Consider the following 18,708-nt stretch of genomic DNA (forward strand, 5'->3'; position numbering starts at 1 on the left):
TGATCCTGTACCGTGTGTTTCAGGGGCTCGCGGGCGGCCCGCTCATGCCGCTCTCGCAAACCCTGCTGCTGCGCATCTTTCCGAAGGAGAAGGCCGCCGCGGCGCTTGGCCTGTGGAGCATGACGACACTGATTGCGCCGGTGATGGGCCCCGTGCTGGGCGGTATCATCTGCGACGACTACCACTGGTCCTACATCTTCTTCATCAACGTGCCTGTGTCGCTGATCTGCGGATACGCCGGATGGATGATGCTCAAGCGCTTCGAATCGGAGAAGATCCGGATGCGGATCGACACGGTCGGGCTCGTGCTGCTGATCATCTGGGTCTCTGCGCTGCAGATCATGGTCGATGATGGCAAGGACAAGGACTGGTTCAGCTCGATGGAAATTCGCGTCCTCGCGATCGTTGCGGTGATTGGCTTCCTCGCCTTCCTCATCTGGGAGCTGACCGAGCGAAATCCCATCGTCGATCTGCGCGTGTTCCGTCATCGCGGCTTTGCCGCGAGTGTGGTCACCATGTCGCTGGCGTTCGGCGCGTACTTCGGCGCGACGGTGCTCACGCCCCTGTGGCTGCAGAACAATATGGGGTACACGGCCACGTGGGCCGGGTATGCCCAGGCGACGACGGGCATCTTCGCGGTGGTCGCCGCGCCGTTTGCAGCCAGGCTGTCGACGAAGTTCGATGGTCGCTGGCTGGTGTTTGCCGGCGTGATGTTGCTCGGCTCGGTGACGCTGTTCCGCACCCATGCGAATTCGGACATGGACTTCTGGCAGGTGGCACTGCCGCTGCTGCTGCAAGGCATCGGCCTGCCGTTCTTCTTCGTGCCGACGACGAGCATCGGCCTGAGCAGTGTCGACGAGCCCGAAACGGCGTCGGCGGCGGGACTGATGAGCTTCTGCCGGACCTTCAGCGGGGCGATTGCCACGTCGGTCGTCAACACGTTGTGGGAGGACAAGACCAAGTTCAACCGCGCGGAGCTGTCGGGCCTGGTCGATCAGGCCGGCCACTTCATGTCCTCGCTGACCGCTTCCGGCTGGAGTGCGGATCAGGCGCAGGCGCAGATCAGCAGCATGGTCGAGTCGCAGGCGGTGATGCTCGCCACCAACCAGCTTTTCTTTAACATCGCATGCTGCTTCGTCGTCGGCGCGCTGGCGATCTGGCTTGCGCCCAGACCGACGCGTGTCGCCGATACGTCACAGGCGCATTGAAGGCCAACGCGGGGCGCGCGCGCCCCGCTTTCGCCGATGCTGAATGACGACTACGGATGACCTCCTCGATACCCCGCCGCTTTTTTGCCTGTCACGTGCGGGTCACCTGAATACCACTCCCGACCATGATCCTGACTTCCTATCAGCGCCAGACCCTCGTCTGGTGCGCCATCGCGGCTGGCCTCGGTATCCTTCTATGGATCTTGCGCCCGGTTCTCACGCCATTCCTGCTCGGCGCGCTCATCGCGTACATGCTGCAGCCGGGCGTCGAGTGGCTGGTGCGCCAGCGTGTGCCACGTGCAGTTGCCGTCTTGCTGGTGATGCTCCTGTTCGCGCTGCTCCTGACCCTGCTGCCGCTACTTGTGTTTGCCGTGATGCACAAGGAAGGGCCGGAGCTCGCGAAGAACATCCCTGTCGTCATCGCGAACCTCAACGCGTGGCTGCAACCCAGACTGGCACTGCTGGGTATCAGCTACTCACTCGACCTGCCCGGAGTCCGCCATCTGCTGACGGGCGACACGATCGGCGACGGCCAGACCGTCATACTCGCCGCCTGGCGGTACGTGCGTACAGGCGGCAACGTCGTGCTTCCGGTTGTCAGCAACGTCATACTGGTGCCGCTTGTCCTTTTCTATCAGCTTTACGATAGGCACCAGATATTCGCGCGGCTAGAAAGCTTTGTGCCGCGGCGCTGGGTCGGCAAGGTCCGGACACTCGTGGCCGAGATGGACCACATGCTGTCGCAATACCTGCGCGGCCAGTTGCTGGTGATGGGCGTGCTCGCCGTGTTCTACTCGATAGCGTTGACTCTGGCCGGCCTCGACATCGCGCTGCCCATCGGACTGTTCACCGGCTTCGCGGTGTTCATCCCCTACGTGGGTTTCGCCGTGGGACTCACCCTTGCCCTTCTTGCCGCGCTTCTGCAGTTCGGCGGCTGGTACGGCATCGGCGTAGTCGCCGCCGTGTACGGAACTGGGCAGGTTCTCGAAAGCTGTTTTCTTGTTCCCAAGCTCGTGGGTGACCGCATCGGTCTGCACCCGCTCGCGGTGATCTTCGCTCTGCTTGCGTTCGGCGAGCTTTTTGGCTTTTTTGGCGTGCTGCTCGCACTGCCGGTCAGTGCGATCCTTGCAGCGTTGCTGGGCGACCTGCGGCGCCGCTATGTGGCCAGTGCGCTCTATAAGGATTGACCGCCGGTTTGCCCCCGGATGTCGATCTGCCGCCCGGACAATGCGGGCGGCAGCCGGATAATCAGTGCGTGGTTGGTGCGGCGTGCGTCGGCCCGTATGCGGCCATGAACACGTCGACCGCTCTCTGGACGACCTTCGCGATGTTGCGGGGGCTGGTATCGGCCGGCACGCCAAACAGGCACAGCTCCATCAACTCAGCTTCATACAGGGTGCGCAGATGCGAGGTCGCGATAGCCGCATTACAGCTGCGCAACTGCCCGGCGTCAATCAATTGCTGCAGGAAGACAGCCACCGTTTGCCAGCCGAGCTTCGGCCCGCGCTCATAAAACAGGGCGCCGACATTCGACCGGCCGCCTTCACGATGCGCGAGACGGCGCACCGCGAGCAGTTGCGGTTTCAGCACTGCAACCAGATAGTGCTTGCCGAAGCTCGCCAGTGCGTCGCGAACCGGCACCGAGGTCTGGAGCAGCTCAAACGCCGCCCTGATTTCCTGTCGCGCGGCGACGCTCATGAACTCAGCGAACATCTCTTCCTTCGACTGGAAATAGCTGTACAGCGTGGCTTTTGATCCACCTGCCCGTGCCGCAATCTCGGACATCGACGCCTGCTCGAACCCCACCTCACTGAACACCTCAAACGCGGCGTCAACAATCGCCTGCCGCTTTTGTTCCGTTTTCCCCCTCATCTCGGGCTCTCCTTTTGTTTACGAGATCGATCAACGACGCCGCCGGCGGCAACGCACCTGACCGATCTTTCATCTTCACTGCTGTCACTTTAACATACTGAACTGACCGGTTTATTTACGTTGACAGCAACAGTATGTTTCCCTATACTGAACCGTATGGTTTCAATTTAGATCTACTTTGGATTGCGAACACTTATGGACCATCTCGAAACGCTGCGGACCTTTTGTACCGTCGTCGAAATGCAGAGCTTCACGCACGCCGCGCATGCGTTGGGCATCTCAAAGACAGTCGTCTCGCGCGCGATAACGGGGCTCGAAACCAGGCTCGGTGTGCGTCTTTTTCAGCGCACCACCCGACACCTCGCACTTACTGAATCCGGGGAGGAGTTTTACGGCGGCTGCTCGCGCGTGGTTGCTGAACTGGACGTGCTCGAGGCCGGTACCGGGGAGCGCGCACGGGAGCCTGCGGGGGTACTGCGGCTCGTCGCCCACACCACCGCGGCGCTGATAGAGCTGCCCCCGCTGATCGCCGGGTTCCGTGCCCGGTACCCAGCCGTGCAGCTCGAGTTGACGCTGGCGGAACGGCCAGTCGATCTGATCAAGGAAGCCTTCGATCTCGGCATCGTGCTGCCGTTCATGCTCACGAGCGAGCTCACGATCACCCGTGCGTTGTGCCGCCTGCCCCTCGCCGTGGTGGGCTCGCCCAGCTACCTGCAGGGGCGCCAGCTACCGCAAAGGCCCAACGATTTCGCCGCATTCCGCTTCGTCACAATGCTGGCATCGATCAGCGAACCACAGTTGCGGTTCCGGCGCGGGGGCGAACAGATTGCCGTGCCACTCGAACACGACGTGTCGACCAACAACGCCGCGTTGAACAAGGAACTGGTGATGAGCGGTGCGGGTCTCGGCGCGTTGCCGCTGACGATGGTCGGCAAGGAGCTGGACGATGGCCGGCTGGTGCAGCTGCTGCCCGACTTTGAGCTCATAAGCGCGGACGCCGAACTCAGGCTCGCCTATCGGGACCGGAGCCTGATGACGGCGAAGGTCCGGGCGTTCATCGACTATGTGACGTCGTACTTCGACGCGCGCGCTACTCAGGTGGACCACGCGCAGCAGCGGCGGCAGACGGTGGCCACCGGTAGTGACAGGCCGTCCTGATCGCCAGATGCTCATGCAAACCTTCCCTACTCTCGTCGTCTGCGAGCATTGTGACGGCGTGTACCATCGCCGCGCGCTGGCCACGCGCGAGGTGGCGCGCTGCCGGCAATGTTCGGCGGTCCTGTATCGCGCGAGCCAGCTCGATATCGATCGGTGGCTCGCGCTAACCGTCGCCGCAGCCATCGTCTTCGTGATCGCCAACGTCTGCCCGGTGATCCGGATTTCCCTGCAGGGCCTGCACAGCGAGACGACGCTCTGGCAGTCCGCGGCAGCGCTGGCGCACGGCGCGGTTGCACCGATTGCGCTCGCCACTGCGATGATGATCGTCGTGGTGCCGCTTCTCCAGATCGCGCTGCTCGGCTGGGTGCTGGCATTTGCCCGCGCCGCACGCCGGGCACCGGGTTTCGCGTGGAGCATGGCGCTGCTTGCGATGCTGCGCCCGTGGAGCATCGTCGAGGTCGGCGTACTTGGCATGCTCGTGGCGATCATCAAACTTTCCAGCTTCGTGCAGGTGGCAGCTGGTCCCGGCATCTGGGCCACGGCAACGCTGATGGTGCTAATCACCATCATCGCCAGTCGCGATGTCCACTTGCTGTGGGAAAGGACCGACGCGGAGACAGCATGAAGCCACCTCCTCGCGCGGGACAGCTAGGCCTGATTGCCTGCCATGGATGCGGACTGGTTTGCGCACATATGCCGCGCGTGAACGGACACGCCCAATGCCCGCGCTGCAAACGAGCCCTGCATCGGCGACGCCCTGACAGCATCGCACGGTCGTGGGCGTTCCTGATCGCTTCCCTGATTTTCTACATCCCCGCCAATGTGCTGCCGGTCATGCACACGAGCCTTCTGGGACACGGCAGCGACAGCACGATTCTCTACGGCGTCGTGGAGTTCTGGAAAGCAGGGTCCTGGGGCATTGCGTCGGTGATCTTTATTGCAAGCGTAGTCGTGCCGTGCGCCAAGTTCCTGATCCTCAGCATGCTGCTCGCAACCACCCAGCGGCGCAGTCGCTGGGCAATGAGCGAGCGTGCCCGTTTGTACCGGCTCGTCGAAGCGGTTGGCTACTGGTCGATGCTCGACGTGATGGTGGTGGCAATCGTCTGTGCGCTGGTCAGCTTCCAGGCGCTGTCCGACAGCGAGCCGCGCATCGGCATTCTCTTTTTCGGCCTTGTGGTGATTCTCACCATGCTCTGCGCCATGAACTTCGATCCCCGACTCATCTGGGACGCTGAGGAAACATGAATCCTGTCTCAAACAAGCCGCTACCCGAACCCCTCGATCCTCGCGTCACCCGTAGCCGCTGGCGGGTATCGCCCGTCTGGCTCGTACCTCTCGTGGCCGCGCTGATCGGGCTGTCGATGGTGATCCACGCGTGGCTCTCGGCAGGCCCGGAAATCGCCATCTCGTTCAGGACCGCTGCGGGGCTGGAGGCCGGCAAGACCCCTGTCAAATACAAGGACGTGACGGTCGGAACCGTATCGACGGTCGCGCTCAGCGACGATGGCTCGCACGTGGTCGCCTCGGTCTCGCTTGCCAGGAGCGCGCGGAGCCTGGCGCGCGCGGACAGCCGCTTCTGGGTCGTCCGGCCTCGTTTGGGCATGACCGGTGTCTCGGGTATGGACACGCTGCTGTCCGGCGCCTATATCGGCGTGGACACCGGCGCGTCAGAGGCCGCGCGCACAGCGTTCACGGGGCTGGAGACGCCTCCCGCCGTCATCAGTGGGACGCCGGGAACGAGTTTCACGATTCATGCGGACGACCTCGGTTCGCTCGACATCGGCTCGCCCGTTTACTACCGGCGCATTCAGGTCGGCCGCATCGCGTCGTATCGGCTCGACGCCGATGGCCACGGCGTCAGCGAACAGATCTTCATCGATTCACCGTATGACAGGTTTGTCACGGCCGATACCCGCTTCTGGAATGCGAGCGGGGTCGACCTCTCGCTGGGCGCCGACGGTTTCAAGCTCAAGACGCAATCCGTGGCCGCGATCGTTGGCGGCGGAATTGCGTTCGCCACGCCCGTCGGTAGCACGACCGCCAGCCCAGGCGGCAGCCGGTTCAATCTGGCGAAAGATGAAGAGACGGCGATGGCGCCGCCAGACGGTCCGGCCCAGTACATCGAGCTGCGCTTCGCACAGTCGCTGCGCGGCCTGTCTATGGGTGCTCCCGTGGTGTTTTCGGGAATCAACTTCGGGCGGGTGGTTTCCATGAAACTCGATTACGACCCGGCCACGCAGCGTTTCCCGATGATCGTCGGCGTCGAGGTCTATCCGCAGCGGCTTGGACCGGTGCTCGACAAGCTGCCCAGAATAAATGGCGATATCGAAAAGGTAGCGCAATTCCTGTCCACCATGGTCGCGCACGGTCTGCGCGGACAGGCGCGCTCCGGCAATCTGCTGACCGGCCAGCTCTATATTTCGCTCGACTTCGTACCGAACGCCCCTAAGGTCTCATACGACGCCGAGGCGCGACCGCTTACGCTGCCCACCGCGAGCGGCGGCTTCGACCAGTTGCAGGAGCAGATGGCGAGCATCGTCGGCAAGATTGACAAAATGCCGCTCGACTCGATCGCACGCCATCTCGACACGGGTCTGGCGGACCTGGACAGCACCCTGAAGCAGATCAACGGCCAGGTGCTGCCGGCGACCACGCAAACCCTGCAGCAGGCGCGCCAGACCTTCGGCGCCGCGCAGGGCATGCTGGCCGAAGACGGGCCGCTCCAGGAAAACCTGGGCCAGACGCTGCAGGAAGTGCAGCGCACTGCCCGCTCGCTGCGCACGTTCACTGATCTGCTCGGCCGCCATCCGGAAGCGCTGCTGCGCGGCCATGCAGCGGATCAGTCAGCCGTGGCCCCGGTCACCGCGGCCAGCCCCTCCGCTTCACAGGAGTCAAAACAATGAGTTTTTCAGCCCGCGCCTGCCTGCGCGCAGTCTCGCTCACCGTCGCGCTGGCCCTGAGCGCCTGCGCGTCCGCGCCGGTGCACTACTACACGCTGGTTTCCCCGGCAGCACAGCCCGCTTCGGCCCAGCCAGCCGCGCCGTTCGCGATCGACGTGCTGCCAGTAGGCGTTCCCGCCGAGCTCGACCAGCAGGCGATGGTCGTACGGCAGGGCGACAGCGGCGTTGCCGTGCTCGACGACGAGCGCTGGGTCGCACCGCTGGGCGATCAACTGCGCGCCGCGCTATCCACCCAACTGGTGCGCCGCCTGGGCACCCAGGACGTGGCCGGTCTCACCCGGCCGGTCAATCAACCGGTGCTGGGCATCAGGCTGCAGATCCGGCGCCTCGACGCGTGGCCGGGGCACGCGGTGCAGCTCGAGGCTGACTGGAGCCTCGGTTTCGCGCAGGACCCCAACGGTGTCCGCCTGACCTGCCATACGCAGCTGCAGCAGGCGGCGCCGGGTGGTTACGCGGACCTGGTGCGCGCGCAGCAACTCGCCATTGCCAGCCTGGCCGGCCGCATCACGGAGGATGCGCGAGGCTGGGCGCAGTCGCGACAGCATGGCTGCACCCCACAGGCCTGAGCCATCACACCCCATACCCAAATACGTGCCCTTGCCGGGTCCACCATCATGCGCAAAGTACCGGACTTCGTCTTTCGTCTCGCCCTGCTGGCGTTATTCAGCCTGATTCCCCCGACAGTCTGGGCAGCCACTCCGTCGGAATCCATCGCAAGTGCGCCTCCGGCATCGCCTGGCGATGACACTCAGACCCTGGCAATTCTGGGGGAGCTGCAGACTCAACAGGACCGGATCAAGCAGCGGGCATCGACGGCGACAGGCGACGCGCAGTTCGTCGAGCTGCAGACAGCAATCCAGCAGCTTTCAGCTCGGGTGGACAACCTCCTGGCCACGTCATTGGTGCCCGGGAGCGCGAAGTTACAGGCCCAGCTTGACGTGCTCGGTCCTGCGCCGGCTGCGGGCACCAGTGTCGAAACACCGGCGATCGCCGAGCAGCGCGTCGCTATTGCGGCACAGCGGGCACGGCTCGACGCCGAATTCAGGCAGGCGGAAAACATCAGGGAGAACCTGCCGAACCTGACTACCCAGATTGGCCGGCTGCAGCATGACCATCTGAAGAACCAGCTCGCCTTTCGCTCCGGCAGCATTCTGGGCCCTGCGTTCTGGGCACCGCTGTTACATACCGAACCGACGGACCTTGAACGGCTGAAGGTATTCAATTTACTGATTACCGGTCAACTGCAGTCGGCGTGGCAACCGGGCGAGCGACTCACGATCGTACTGATGCTGCTGCTCGCGCTCGCAACATGGACAGCAGGTGCTCCTCTGCTCGAACGGGCACTGGTATGGTGCTGCCTGCACCGCCTTCCCGAGGGCCGTTTGCGACGCAGCGCGATCGCGCTGTCGACCACGCTCACCAGCGTGGCGTCCGCTGCATGCGCAGTCCGGCTCATCTATCTTGCCCTGACTCATCAGGAGCCACTAAACGCCAACCTGCAGGATTTCGCCAGCGAACTGATTACGCTTGCCCTGACCTGCGCAATGATCGCGGGACTGGGCCGGGCGCTGCTGTGCAGTGACCGACCCTCGTGGCGCCTGACGGTCATGGCCGATCCGCTGGCGCGTGCCATCCAGCCATTCCCCAGGATACTTGCCGCGCTGCTCATGCTCTCCGGCACGGTGGAGCAGTTCAACAGAATAGTCGATACCAGTGTGCAGGTGACTCTGCTCGGACGCGGGGTGGTCTCGCTGGTGGTCGCACTGACCATCGGCGCCGCCCTGCTGCGGGCAAACCGCGTGCGTAATGCGCTGGCCGCCGCAGGCGAACCGCCGGAGGCCCGTTCGACCGTCGCCGGGTTGATCCACACCGGTGTCACCATTGCCGTCGTCGGCTCGCTGCTTTCGCTACTCACCGGCTACATTACCGTTGCACGATTCCTGACCTACGAACTCGTCTGGTTCCAGCTGGTCCTGTGCAGCTTCTACCTGCTGGGCAGGCTTACCCAGGACATCTGCGAAAGCCTGTTTTCGGCCCGCCACGCCAGCGGGCAAACCATCAAGCAGCTATTCGGGCTGGACGACATCCACCTCGAACAGGCGTCGACCGTCATGTCCGCGCTTGGGCGCAGCCTGCTGCTGGCGGTCGCGGTCGTCGCGCTGCTGACCGGGGGCTTCGGCACCACGCCTGCGGACCTGGCTATCAGCATCCTCGAGATCGTCGGCGGCAACCGGCTGCGCGGGCTGCACATCGTCCCGGATCACATCCTCAACGCGGTTCTCACGCTGGGTGTCGGCCTGTACCTGCTTCGGTCCGTGCGCAAATGGCTGGACCAGGAGTTGCTGCCGAAAACCAGTATGAGCGTTGGCATGCGAGCCACGCTCCTCGCGCTATTCGTCAACACGGGCTGCGTGCTTATCGCGCTGCTGACGCTGTCGATACTGGGTGCGCGGTGGACCAGCGTCGCATGGATCGTCAGCGCGCTGTCGGTTGGCATCGGCTTCGGGCTTCAGGAAATCGTCAAGAATTTCGTCTCCGGGCTGATCCTGCTGACCGAGCGCCCGGTCAAGGTCGGGGATATCGTCAGTATTGCGGGCGTCGAGGGCGACATCCGCCGCATTAACGTTCGCGCTACCGAAATCCAGCTCGCCGACCGGTCCACGGTCATCGTTCCCAATTCCCACCTGATCTCGCAGAACGTGCGCAACGTGACGATGGGAAACCGGACCCAGGGTGTCGCGACTGTCACTCTCACCTTGCCGCTCAATATCGATCCCGAACAGGTGCGCGATCTGCTGCTCGCGGCGTACGAAGCGCACCCGTCGATACTGGATCATCCCGCACCGTCGGTCGTCTTCAGTCAGCTCTCCGCCGACGGCATCACATTGATTGTCACCGGGTATGTTCGCAGCCCAAGAATAGCAGGCGATACGAAGAGCGACCTGCTGTTCGACATTCTCAAGCGGTTGCGAGCAGCGGCCATTACATTGGCGACGCCGCAGACTGTGATTATTCGAGATCTGCCGGAAGGTGGCGCCGGTACCTGTGCCAGGTCCTGTTGCAGTAAGGCGGTCCGCTATGATGTGCTGAACGACAAGCAGGACTGAAAGCTCGATGAGGACCGTGAAAGGGTTGTGTCGCGATAAGGGCGTCAGGATAAGCAAGTCCCAAATGGTCAGGGCTGCTTACATTACGAGCGAATGGAATTGCTCGGCAGCGGTCCGCTCTGCGCCAGCATCTTTCATTGGCCCTTCCCGATCATATGCGTCAGTTCGATGTCCGACAGGATGATGCGGGTGCAACGAAATCCTTGAAACCCATCGTGGGTTTGACGATACGTTTGATCGCGCGATGGTCCTGTTCGACAACGTAGTTCAGATTTTTGACCTGGCGCACCTTCGAGGGCGTTTTCCGTTCGGCGTTGATGGCTCGCAGTGCGGCCAGATTGGCATCGCTTTTGTCTACGGTGATGGTCTACGGTTCGCCGTTCTGATCGATGGATTTCTCGACGTAACGACGCGCGGCAGCCTTGTCACCATAGCTCGCAGCAGGAAATCGACGGTCTTTCCGGCCTTATCCACCGCACGCACAGCAAAAATCACCTCCAGTGGGTAGTGCAGTCGCTTCAGCAACTTGGCGATCCCAGGCGGCAATGTCTCACGCGATGTCTTTGTCGTCCTGGTCATCTTTAGCGTCTGCAATTTCCGTTCGCTGAATTTTGTCCCAGCGCATTAACGCGACAGAACCTCATCCTTGGCAAACTTCGTCGCGCGACTGTGGCAGTCCCGGTAGGTATAACGATGCATGTCGCCGTCGATGCAGCGGGAGACGATTTCGACGTCGCCAAAGTTTCTTGGCCACTGTGTCGGCCGACTGCCAGTGCCAATCGGCTGAAAACTTGCGGCCCAGTATCACGGGCATTTCGCGGCCCTGCTTGGTACTTGCCGCACCGTCTCGTCCAATTCGGGCGGCGCAAGCCGCGTCGTTCCAAGCACTGCTCGACGACCAGGAAGTAACCTTGATTGTCAGTTCATTTTTCGACCACCAACCGCAAGGACCGGTTCATTCTACTCAACGACCTCTCCCTACCCCCGTTGCGCTAAGGACCACAAATCTTTATATATGCCTGCGCCGTCAACCATGCATCGCAGCCGTGACCTGATCAACGTATTGGCATCGTCCACGATTGTCCCAATAAGCTCCTTTACCGTTGGCACATCATGAATCAGGCCCGCGACCATGCCGCAACTCCAAGCACCGGAATCGAGCAGTCCATCGCGCATAACCTTTGGATAGACGCCCGCGACGTGTTCAATGATGTCTTCGATGAGAAGATCCTTTCCTTTCTCGCGCTCGATTTCTAGCAGCCGTTCCACGCCCGCGTTGTTCAGGACGCGCTCTGTATTTCTCAGGCCGCGCATGACCAGCCTCGTATCCCGTTCTGAGGCATCGACAATGGCTTTCTTGACGTTTTCGTGGACCGGCGCTTCTCTCGTGGCAAGAAACCGTGTGCCCATGCTGATTCCCTCGGCGCCTAAGGCGAGTGCAGCAACAAGGCTGCGTCCGTCAGCCATACCTCCCGAGGCGATCATCGGAACAGAAAGTTCGTCCGCTGCACCTGGAAGCAGGATCATGTTCGGAATGTCGTCTTCGCCAGGATGTCCCCCGCATTCGAAACCATCAACGGTAACCGCATCACACCCTATCTGCTGCGCCTTAAGTGCATGCCGAATGGACGTGCACTTATGAAAGATTTTGATTCTCGCCTCTTTCAGACTGCTGATGTAGGGTTCCGGGTTTCGACCCGCCGTCTCAACGATACGCACACCCGCCTGCCTGATAGCGTCGATATATTCGAGGTACGGCGGAGCCGAGAACGTAGGCAGAAAAGTAAGGTTGACGCCGAACGGCTGGTCTGTCATCTCGCGGCATCGCGCGATTTCCTTTGCCAGAAGTTCGGGGGTCTTCTGCGTTAGCGCGGTTATTACACCTAGTCCGCCCGCGTTGGACACCGCAGATGCAAGTTCTGCCAATCCGACGTAATGCATCCCTCCCTGAATAATGGGGTATCTGATCTGGAAGAGTTCGGTTATCCGAGTTTTCATACTGGCTCCCTCATACCTGCTACATCAGCGCCTACACTGTCACTCTCGTATTGCAGTGGTCATGATATAAGGCTTATCGCGTCGTCTCTATTCGGATTTCTGACGCGAGGTCGGGTCCTCGCTTAGGCCGCCAGGTCTTGGATCCGCAGACTCACGCGTCAACGGATCGCAAATCATTCGGTTTCGCGGTCTGTACTATTCCCGAGATTTCAGACGGCGGCATGAAGAGTTCAGGTTTCCGGGGCAACCGCGTCGGTGCTCGACAGGTACACGCGGGTCATCAGCTTCAGTTCGCGCCGCAACTCGCAGCCGAACAGGTCCTCCGCATACAGGATCGCGCGGTGAACCAACGCCTCTCCTGCCGACTCAACGACAAAGGCAGCCAGGCGGAGGTTTGCGCGGGGCACTGGCTCTCCACAACTGCGCAGACCCTGCTCGAGAAGATCGGTGATCGCGAGCGAAACGCGGCTGAGATGACGGGTCTTGCTCACCTTGCCCATCTGGTCCAGCAGGACCCGGTGCAGATCGAGGTCACCTGCGTATGCGTCTACGGTCGTATCGACCCAAGCATCCGCCAGTGCCGCAACCCCCTTTCCTTCCACCGCCCTGAACGCGAGTGCATAAGTGTCGAGCAAGTTGTCGCAGTGAAGCTTGATAAGCTTCGCCACGAGCGCTTCCTTGCTGGTGAAGTACTCATATAGCGACCCAACGCTGACGCCAGCTGCTTCTGCTATTCGCGTGGTACTTGTGCCTTCAAATCCGTCACTTATGAAAAGCCGTCGCGCAGCCTGAAGGATGGCATCAACTGTCATTACCGATCGTCCCTGGACGGGCCTGCGGCGGACGGCGATCCGCATACTAGGGTCAAATTTTCGTTTTCTGATGGGCACGCTGTTCCCTCGCAAGAACGGTTGTCTCTATCGGAGTCCAAAGCTGACTCGGCAGGCCGGCCAGGTTAGAACCGTTCATAAAATCGGCATCGGCAGTACGCCGGAACCTTCCCGTCTGGCGACCGCTTCATTGCGCTCGATCGGCCCGCCGGGTGGGAGGGCTACATGTGGGTCAGAAGCCAGTCGGCGCCGGGGCCAAGGTGCTCAGCCGCGAAGTTGCTGACGCCGTGGTTGCCGCCCCCGAACATCCACAGCTCTCCCTTGGGTATCGCGCTAGCGGTCCGCCGACCGTGCCGGTCAGCGTCCAGCAACGCGTCCTCTGTCCCGAAGATCACCAGGGCCGGCACCGCAACGTGATCGGCAACGCCTTCCAGCGTCATGCACCCCGCACGCTGGCGGGCCGTCTCGAGGCTGCCGCCGCCGAGGTTCCACGTGTACTTGGCGACGTAGAGGGGTGAGAAACCGGACCACGCATCGGCCAGGCTCCAGGGGCCCCCGTTGGCCAACACCGCGGTGATGCGCGGCTCGAACGCCGCAGCGCGGATGGCGTAATAGCCGCCCAGGCTGGCGCCGGCCACGGCGATGCGGCTTAGGTCGAGGTCGTTTCGGCCCGCTACGGCGTCGAGCAGCGCGCCGACCGGCCGCTCGTAGTCGTGCTGGATCAGAAGCTCGAACCCGACCTCGCCTTGCCCTGGGCCGTCCATGCTCAACGTGGCGATACCGCGCGCGAGGAACTCTTCTTCCCACTGCGGGAACTCCTCCTTGACCGAATCGGTACCCGGGACCAGCAGCGCCAGCGGCGGGTGCTCCACCCCCTGGGGACGGCGGAGGTTGCCGACCACCCGGTGTCCGTCGAAGGGCACTTCGATCCTCTCGAAGGTCGGGTCCAGAAGCCGCAGCCCCGTGGTGACCGCTTCCACGCTGCGTTTGGTCAACTCGCGGTAGCGGGCATCGTCCTCCACCGCCATGGATTTGCCGAAGTGGAAGGCGACGCCGGCCCGGACCCGGGCAGATCCGGCGCTTTCCTGCCACCCCTCTGCCCGGTACCGATCGGCCAGAACCAGGTAGTGCTCGCCCATCGCTGTCCACTGGTCCCACCAGTCGTCCCAGCTGGCCACCTTCGCGGACAACTGCTGGAAATCCGAAAAATCGACTCCGCGGATCAGGCACCGCGCCTGCATTGTCGCGACGGTCGCGCGAACGTCGCCCCTTGGATCTGCCATGGCTATTCCTTTCTTTCCGGGAGTCTGCACAGTGTTGCCGTGCTTTGACCTTGCCTGATTAACGAGACGCCTGCCTTCAAGGGCGGCTCATTGAAGTCAAGTCAGAGAGGTCGGTCGAGAACCGGTGTCCGCTAAACTTCTGACGCAAGACGACCTTTTGAAGTTTGCCTGTTGCCGAGTGAGGCAAGGACTCTACGAAGACGACGTCGTCGGGCAGCCACCATTTCGCTATCCTTCCGCGCATAAACTCGATGATGTCCTCGGACGTAACATCGTTGCCCGGCTTCTTCACTACAACGAGTAACGGCCTCTCCTGCCACCGGCTATGGGCAAGGCCGATCACCGCTGCCTCTTGAACAGCGGGATGGCTTAGAGCAACGTTTTCCAGATCGATGGAGGAAATCCACTCGCCCCCCGACTTGATCACATCCTTGGAGCGATCCGTAATTCTCAGGTACCCGTCGGGATCGATCATGGCGACATCACCCGTGGCAAACCATCCGTCGGCCCCCCAGGCCGAGTCATCCTCATTCTTGTAGTACGCGGACGCAATCCACGGGCCCCTGACTTTGAGCTGTCCGGCAGTCTTGCCATCGTGTGGAATTCTTCGCAAGTCATCGTCGAACAAGGCGATTTCAACCCCGTACATGGCCCGCCCTTGAAGGGTCTGGAGGTCAAAACGCTGATCTGATGTCAGCGACTGATGTTTTGCCAATAGCGTGCAGACGGTCGCTACCGGACTTGTCTCGCTCATACCCCACGCCTGAATCACAAATGCGCCAAAATACCGTTCGAACTTCTCGATGACGATTCGCGGCGCTGCAGAGCCGCCTACTACGACTCGAGTGAGCTGGGTTTCTTCACGGCGCCTGGTGCCGTCGACGTTCTTCTCTACGTAATCGAATAGCGAAAGCCATACGGTTGGCACGCCCAGCGTAATGGTGCATCGTTCGTTTCTTAGCATCCGGTATATGTTTTCCCCATCGAGCCATGGCCCGGGGAGCACGAGCTTCGCACCTGACATCGCTGCGGCGTAAGGCACTCCCCACGCGTTGACATGGAACATCGGCACGACCAGCAAGATGCTGTCTCTCGCCGCAATTGCGAAGCCGTCTGCCGTACATGTACCGAATGAGTGCAAGACAGTCGAGCGATGGCTGTACAAAACACCTTTTGGGTTCCCGGTGGTCCCGGAGGTGTAGCATAGTGTTGAGGCGCGATTCTCGTCGAACCTCGGCCAATCGAATTGGCTATCGGCTTCTTCGATAAGTTCCTCATAACACTGCAGGCCCCGTATGGCGATGTCCGGCATCTGGTCCCGCCCGCACATCGCAATGAACCCCTGCACGTTCGGGCACGCCTTCGCGATCTCCTCGACTGTCGCTGAGAAACTCGTGTCAAAGAAGACGTAACGACTCTCCGAGTGATTGATGATATAGCTGATCTGTTCGGCGAACAGACGCGGATTCACCGTAGTGAGCACCGCACCGCTGCCAGTAACACCGAAATACAGTTCCAGGTGTCGATGCGTATTCCATGCCAACGACGATACACGTTCTCCGGGAGCAACGCCCAAGCCACCCACGGCGTTTGCGACGCGCTTTGCGCGGGCATGCACATCGCGCCATGTATAACGACATACGCTCCCGTCGACGAGATGGGAAACAACTTCGCGTTCACCGTGATGAGCGCAAGCGTGTTCAATCAGATCAGAAATCAGTAGCTGACGCTGCTGCATGAGCCCGTTCATGCTCGTTCCTTGTGTTGGTGGTTAGTCAATGGGATATTGTCGATCTGCTTCAAGATTGCTAGTCCCGAATCACTAGACAAACAGATTGCAGCTTGATGTACGGGACCTGACGACGCACAAACACCATTTCGGGCAGGCAGATCATTTGGTCGCTCCGTGTGGCTCGCACTGTCACTGTTGAATGTCAGGTCAACGCTGCATCGTTGCGACGCTGGCCCGTTCGAGCATTGCCACCCGTCTAGCCCGAGTCCGGGGCACATCCATCCGGGACCTGTGCCGTTCAGAACCTGTGGCGGATGCCGACATTGGCACCGACGGTTGTTCCCTGCACGCCGAAGAGCGCGCCATGAAGCGACAGTCCGGTGTCCATTTTTCCGCGATTGTTGACGAACCCCGCCTGCGTATACAACAACGTGGCTTTGGACAGGTTGTACGTCAAGCCTGCAGCTGCCATGACCGAATGGTTGCGCGTATCATTTCCGTCGCTGGTGTACCACACACCGGTATCCACGTTGACTGCAGGCGTGACGTAATAGCTTGCCCCCGCGCCGTACACGCGATTGTCGAACGAACCAGAGACCTTGTAATTGACAAAGTCCGCCTTCAAGATCAGGTCGCCCACGCGATAACTGCCGCCGATGGTTCGTCCCGAGAACGGGACGTTGCTCGGAATTGGCGTCGAGGCGGCTGTGCCCCCTGCGTTGCAGCTAACCATCGCGGCACTAACCATGAATGGACCAATGACGTAGTTCAGGCTGGCCGCATACTGCTGACCCGCCTGGAAGTTGCCGGGTGTGCCTCCGGGCGCGAAGAGTACGCTGCCCTGAAAGCCTGCGATAGTCGGCGTAGTGTATGAAATGGCGTTCGAAGTGAAGATACCCGTCACGGACACGTTGCCGACGTGGATGGGTATGCCGCTACCAAAGGTGGAGACGTTGCGCGGATCCGTCGCGATTATTGACAACACAAAGGGCGAATACTGGAGCCCGGCCTTCACGGTGCCAAAAGCGCCCGCGACCCCGACCCAGGCCTGACGGCCGAAGAAATTGCCGTTCGAGTCAGCGAAACCCCCATTGGAGAGATCGATGCCGCTTTCGAGCGCAAAAATCGCTTGCACGCCGCTGCCGAGGTCTTCCTTTCCCGTCAATCCGAAGACCGATGTCCCCTGTCCACCCGTAATGAAGGAGAACTGATGGCCCGCATTGGATCCCGTAGTGGGATTGACCGTCTTGCTCGTATAGAGGATCCCACTGTCAAGGATCCCGTAGAGCGTGACGCTGCTTTGTGCGTGGGCATTCATTCCGAGGCCACCGAGCAACAGACTGGCGAATGCGGTGATACGGGCCCGGCGATGTGTCGATGCCATGAATAGTCTCCTGATTTTGTCGATGTCATGTCGTGTTGCCGCGCCGTTGCGGCAGGCAACCGCCGTCACCTTTGCACAGCAATCGTCGTCGTTGCCGGTTCTGTGGCGTGCAATCGTACGTCGTCGCATAGACAACATTGTCGGGTCCGGGCTTTTCCGCGCGAACCCGCGGCGCTTCATTTGCTGCGCTTTACTACCTGGTAAGCAGCACCGGATTGGGAGCCCGGATACCTTCCTCAGCCGCTCGCAACCGCATTGCCAACAGTCGCGCGCGCTGTTCCGGTGCGATTGAGTACAGCCGATCATGTCCCCAGGAGCTTGGGCCAGCAACGGTCTCCTGCGGCTGCCAGGTGGCGGGATCAATGACCAGTCCTCCCCACCCGTATTCCACGAAAAAGTCCGACGGCGTGTTCACATAGAACGACATCACCTGATCGTTCAGGTGCCGTCCCATCGTGTAGGCCACGAGTCCGCTCTCCTGCTGTGCAAGGTCGTAGCCTTGCCCCACGTCGTCCAGGCTGCATAGCTCGAGCATGAAGTGGTGAAAACCTTTTCTGCCGGATCCGACCATGGCAAGACTGTGATGACGTCCATTCAAATGGAAGAAGTACAGTTTGTATGGTGATAGACCGTAGTCGGTAATGCGAAACCCGAGTACATCGCGGTAAAAAGGCAGCAGCGCGTCAACATCGTCGACGTGCAGCACGACGTGGCCCATACCAAGAGGCCCTGTTCGGAATCCTGACAATGGTCGTCCGGGCACGAATGGCTCATCAGCCATAGCCGGCCTCCAGAACGCCTCAAGGCGATTGCCTCCCGGATCTGTGAAGACAATCAGCCTTTCGACATGCCGTTCCCCACATAAGGCACGGTCACCCCATTCGACGTTTATGTTCCTGGAGTCGAGGCGGGTTGCGAGCGTTTCAAGGTCGGCAGCGTGCGCCACCTCCCAACCGATAAAGCCAAGCTCGTCATGCGTGCTTTCCGTGAGAATGACACGCTGCGTCTGGTCGTCCATCCGGAACAGCCGCGTCCCACCTCCCTTGTCAACTTCCTGCAGACCTAATATCCGGGTGGCCAGTCCTCGCCATTGCTCGATCTTTGACGAGCGCAATCCGACGTATCCTAGCGATGTAAGTTCCATGTTTTTTCCAGCAGAGGGGACAAGGTGACAGG

Annotated in this window: 15 protein-coding genes and 2 pseudogenes; 8 read left to right on the forward strand and 9 right to left on the reverse strand. The window is 61.2% G+C overall.

What is annotated here, in order from left to right; all coding sequences use genetic code 11:
- Together F6X39_RS28975 and F6X39_RS28980 are read left to right on the forward strand one after the other, a co-directional pair.
- The coding region (locus F6X39_RS28975; RefSeq protein WP_187619096.1) for a DHA2 family efflux MFS transporter permease subunit at window positions 1-1,208 on the forward strand (1,208 nt) is incomplete at its 5' end.
- 125 nt (window positions 1,209-1,333) lie between these two features.
- Window positions 1,334-2,395, forward strand: a complete 1,062-nt coding sequence (locus tag F6X39_RS28980) for an AI-2E family transporter (protein WP_222945347.1) — start codon at window positions 1,334-1,336, stop codon at window positions 2,393-2,395.
- 61 nt (window positions 2,396-2,456) lie between these two features.
- On the opposite strand, the gene F6X39_RS28985 is transcribed toward F6X39_RS28980, so the two are convergent.
- Complete coding sequence (locus tag F6X39_RS28985; RefSeq protein WP_187619097.1) at window positions 2,457-3,080, reverse strand: TetR/AcrR family transcriptional regulator; 624 nt, start codon at window positions 3,078-3,080, stop codon at window positions 2,457-2,459.
- A gap of 195 nt (window positions 3,081-3,275) precedes the next feature.
- Here F6X39_RS28985 and F6X39_RS28990 point away from each other — a divergent pair, with 195 nt between their 5' ends.
- The 6 genes from F6X39_RS28990 (at window position 3,276) to F6X39_RS29015 (ending at window position 10,305) form a co-directional block, all read left to right on the forward strand.
- Window positions 3,276-4,238 carry a LysR family transcriptional regulator gene (locus F6X39_RS28990; RefSeq protein ID WP_187619098.1) on the forward strand — a complete coding sequence of 321 codons (963 nt, stop codon included), beginning with the start codon at window positions 3,276-3,278 and terminating at the stop codon, window positions 4,236-4,238.
- Window positions 4,239-4,245: 7 nt separating this feature from the next.
- Window positions 4,246-4,863, forward strand: coding sequence for a paraquat-inducible protein A (locus F6X39_RS28995; RefSeq protein WP_222945348.1), 618 nt, complete (start codon window positions 4,246-4,248; stop codon window positions 4,861-4,863).
- 68 nt (window positions 4,864-4,931) lie between these two features.
- Window positions 4,932-5,483 carry a paraquat-inducible protein A gene (locus F6X39_RS29000; protein WP_262414848.1) on the forward strand — a complete coding sequence of 184 codons (552 nt, stop codon included), beginning with the start codon at window positions 4,932-4,934 and terminating at the stop codon, window positions 5,481-5,483.
- The gene (locus tag F6X39_RS29005) at window positions 5,480-7,141 is read left to right on the forward strand and encodes an intermembrane transport protein PqiB (protein WP_187619100.1); all 1,662 of its coding nucleotides are present in this window, start codon (window positions 5,480-5,482) and stop codon (window positions 7,139-7,141) included. The genes F6X39_RS29000 and F6X39_RS29005 overlap by 4 nt, the downstream gene beginning before the upstream one ends.
- The gene (locus F6X39_RS29010) at window positions 7,138-7,764 is read left to right on the forward strand and encodes a membrane integrity-associated transporter subunit PqiC (RefSeq protein ID WP_187619101.1); all 627 of its coding nucleotides are present in this window, start codon (window positions 7,138-7,140) and stop codon (window positions 7,762-7,764) included. Before F6X39_RS29005 ends, F6X39_RS29010 begins: the two co-directional genes overlap by 4 nt.
- 48 nt (window positions 7,765-7,812) lie before the next feature.
- Window positions 7,813-10,305, forward strand: coding sequence for a DUF3772 domain-containing protein (locus F6X39_RS29015; RefSeq protein WP_262414849.1), 2,493 nt, complete (start codon window positions 7,813-7,815; stop codon window positions 10,303-10,305).
- A 78-nt stretch (window positions 10,306-10,383) separates the two neighbouring features.
- On the opposite strand, the pseudogene F6X39_RS29020 reads toward F6X39_RS29015, so the two are convergent.
- From F6X39_RS29020 to F6X39_RS29050, 8 genes and pseudogenes are all read right to left on the reverse strand, one after another.
- A pseudogene (locus tag F6X39_RS29020) lies at window positions 10,384-10,884 on the reverse strand (DDE-type integrase/transposase/recombinase).
- A gap of 399 nt (window positions 10,885-11,283) precedes the next feature.
- Window positions 11,284-12,303 (reverse strand): NAD(P)H-dependent flavin oxidoreductase, encoded by a 1,020-nt coding sequence (locus F6X39_RS29025; RefSeq protein ID WP_187619102.1) that lies wholly within the window; start codon window positions 12,301-12,303, stop codon window positions 11,284-11,286.
- A 230-nt stretch (window positions 12,304-12,533) separates the two neighbouring features.
- Entirely contained in the window at window positions 12,534-12,971 is a 438-nt protein-coding gene (locus tag F6X39_RS29030) for a hypothetical protein (RefSeq protein ID WP_316251735.1), read from the reverse strand.
- 6 nt (window positions 12,972-12,977) lie between these two features.
- Window positions 12,978-13,160, reverse strand: a pseudogene (locus F6X39_RS37690) (helix-turn-helix domain-containing protein); the annotation flags it as partial.
- A gap of 194 nt (window positions 13,161-13,354) precedes the next feature.
- On the reverse strand, window positions 13,355-14,416 hold the full coding sequence (locus F6X39_RS29035) for an alpha/beta hydrolase family protein (RefSeq protein ID WP_187619104.1): 1,062 nt from the start codon (window positions 14,414-14,416) through the stop codon (window positions 13,355-13,357).
- A gap of 76 nt (window positions 14,417-14,492) precedes the next feature.
- Window positions 14,493-16,166, reverse strand: a complete 1,674-nt coding sequence (locus tag F6X39_RS29040; RefSeq protein WP_187619105.1) for a long-chain-fatty-acid--CoA ligase — start codon at window positions 16,164-16,166, stop codon at window positions 14,493-14,495.
- A 280-nt stretch (window positions 16,167-16,446) separates the two neighbouring features.
- Complete coding sequence (locus F6X39_RS29045) at window positions 16,447-17,532, reverse strand: porin (protein ID WP_187619106.1); 1,086 nt, start codon at window positions 17,530-17,532, stop codon at window positions 16,447-16,449.
- 193 nt (window positions 17,533-17,725) lie between these two features.
- Window positions 17,726-18,676 carry a VOC family protein gene (locus F6X39_RS29050; RefSeq protein WP_187619107.1) on the reverse strand — a complete coding sequence of 317 codons (951 nt, stop codon included), beginning with the start codon at window positions 18,674-18,676 and terminating at the stop codon, window positions 17,726-17,728.
- Window positions 18,677-18,708: the final 32 nt, after the last annotated feature.

Origin of the sequence: Paraburkholderia sp. UCT2 (assembly GCF_014397665.1) — a bacterium.
In the GTDB taxonomy this organism is placed as follows: Bacteria; Pseudomonadota; Gammaproteobacteria; order Burkholderiales; family Burkholderiaceae; genus Paraburkholderia; species Paraburkholderia tuberum.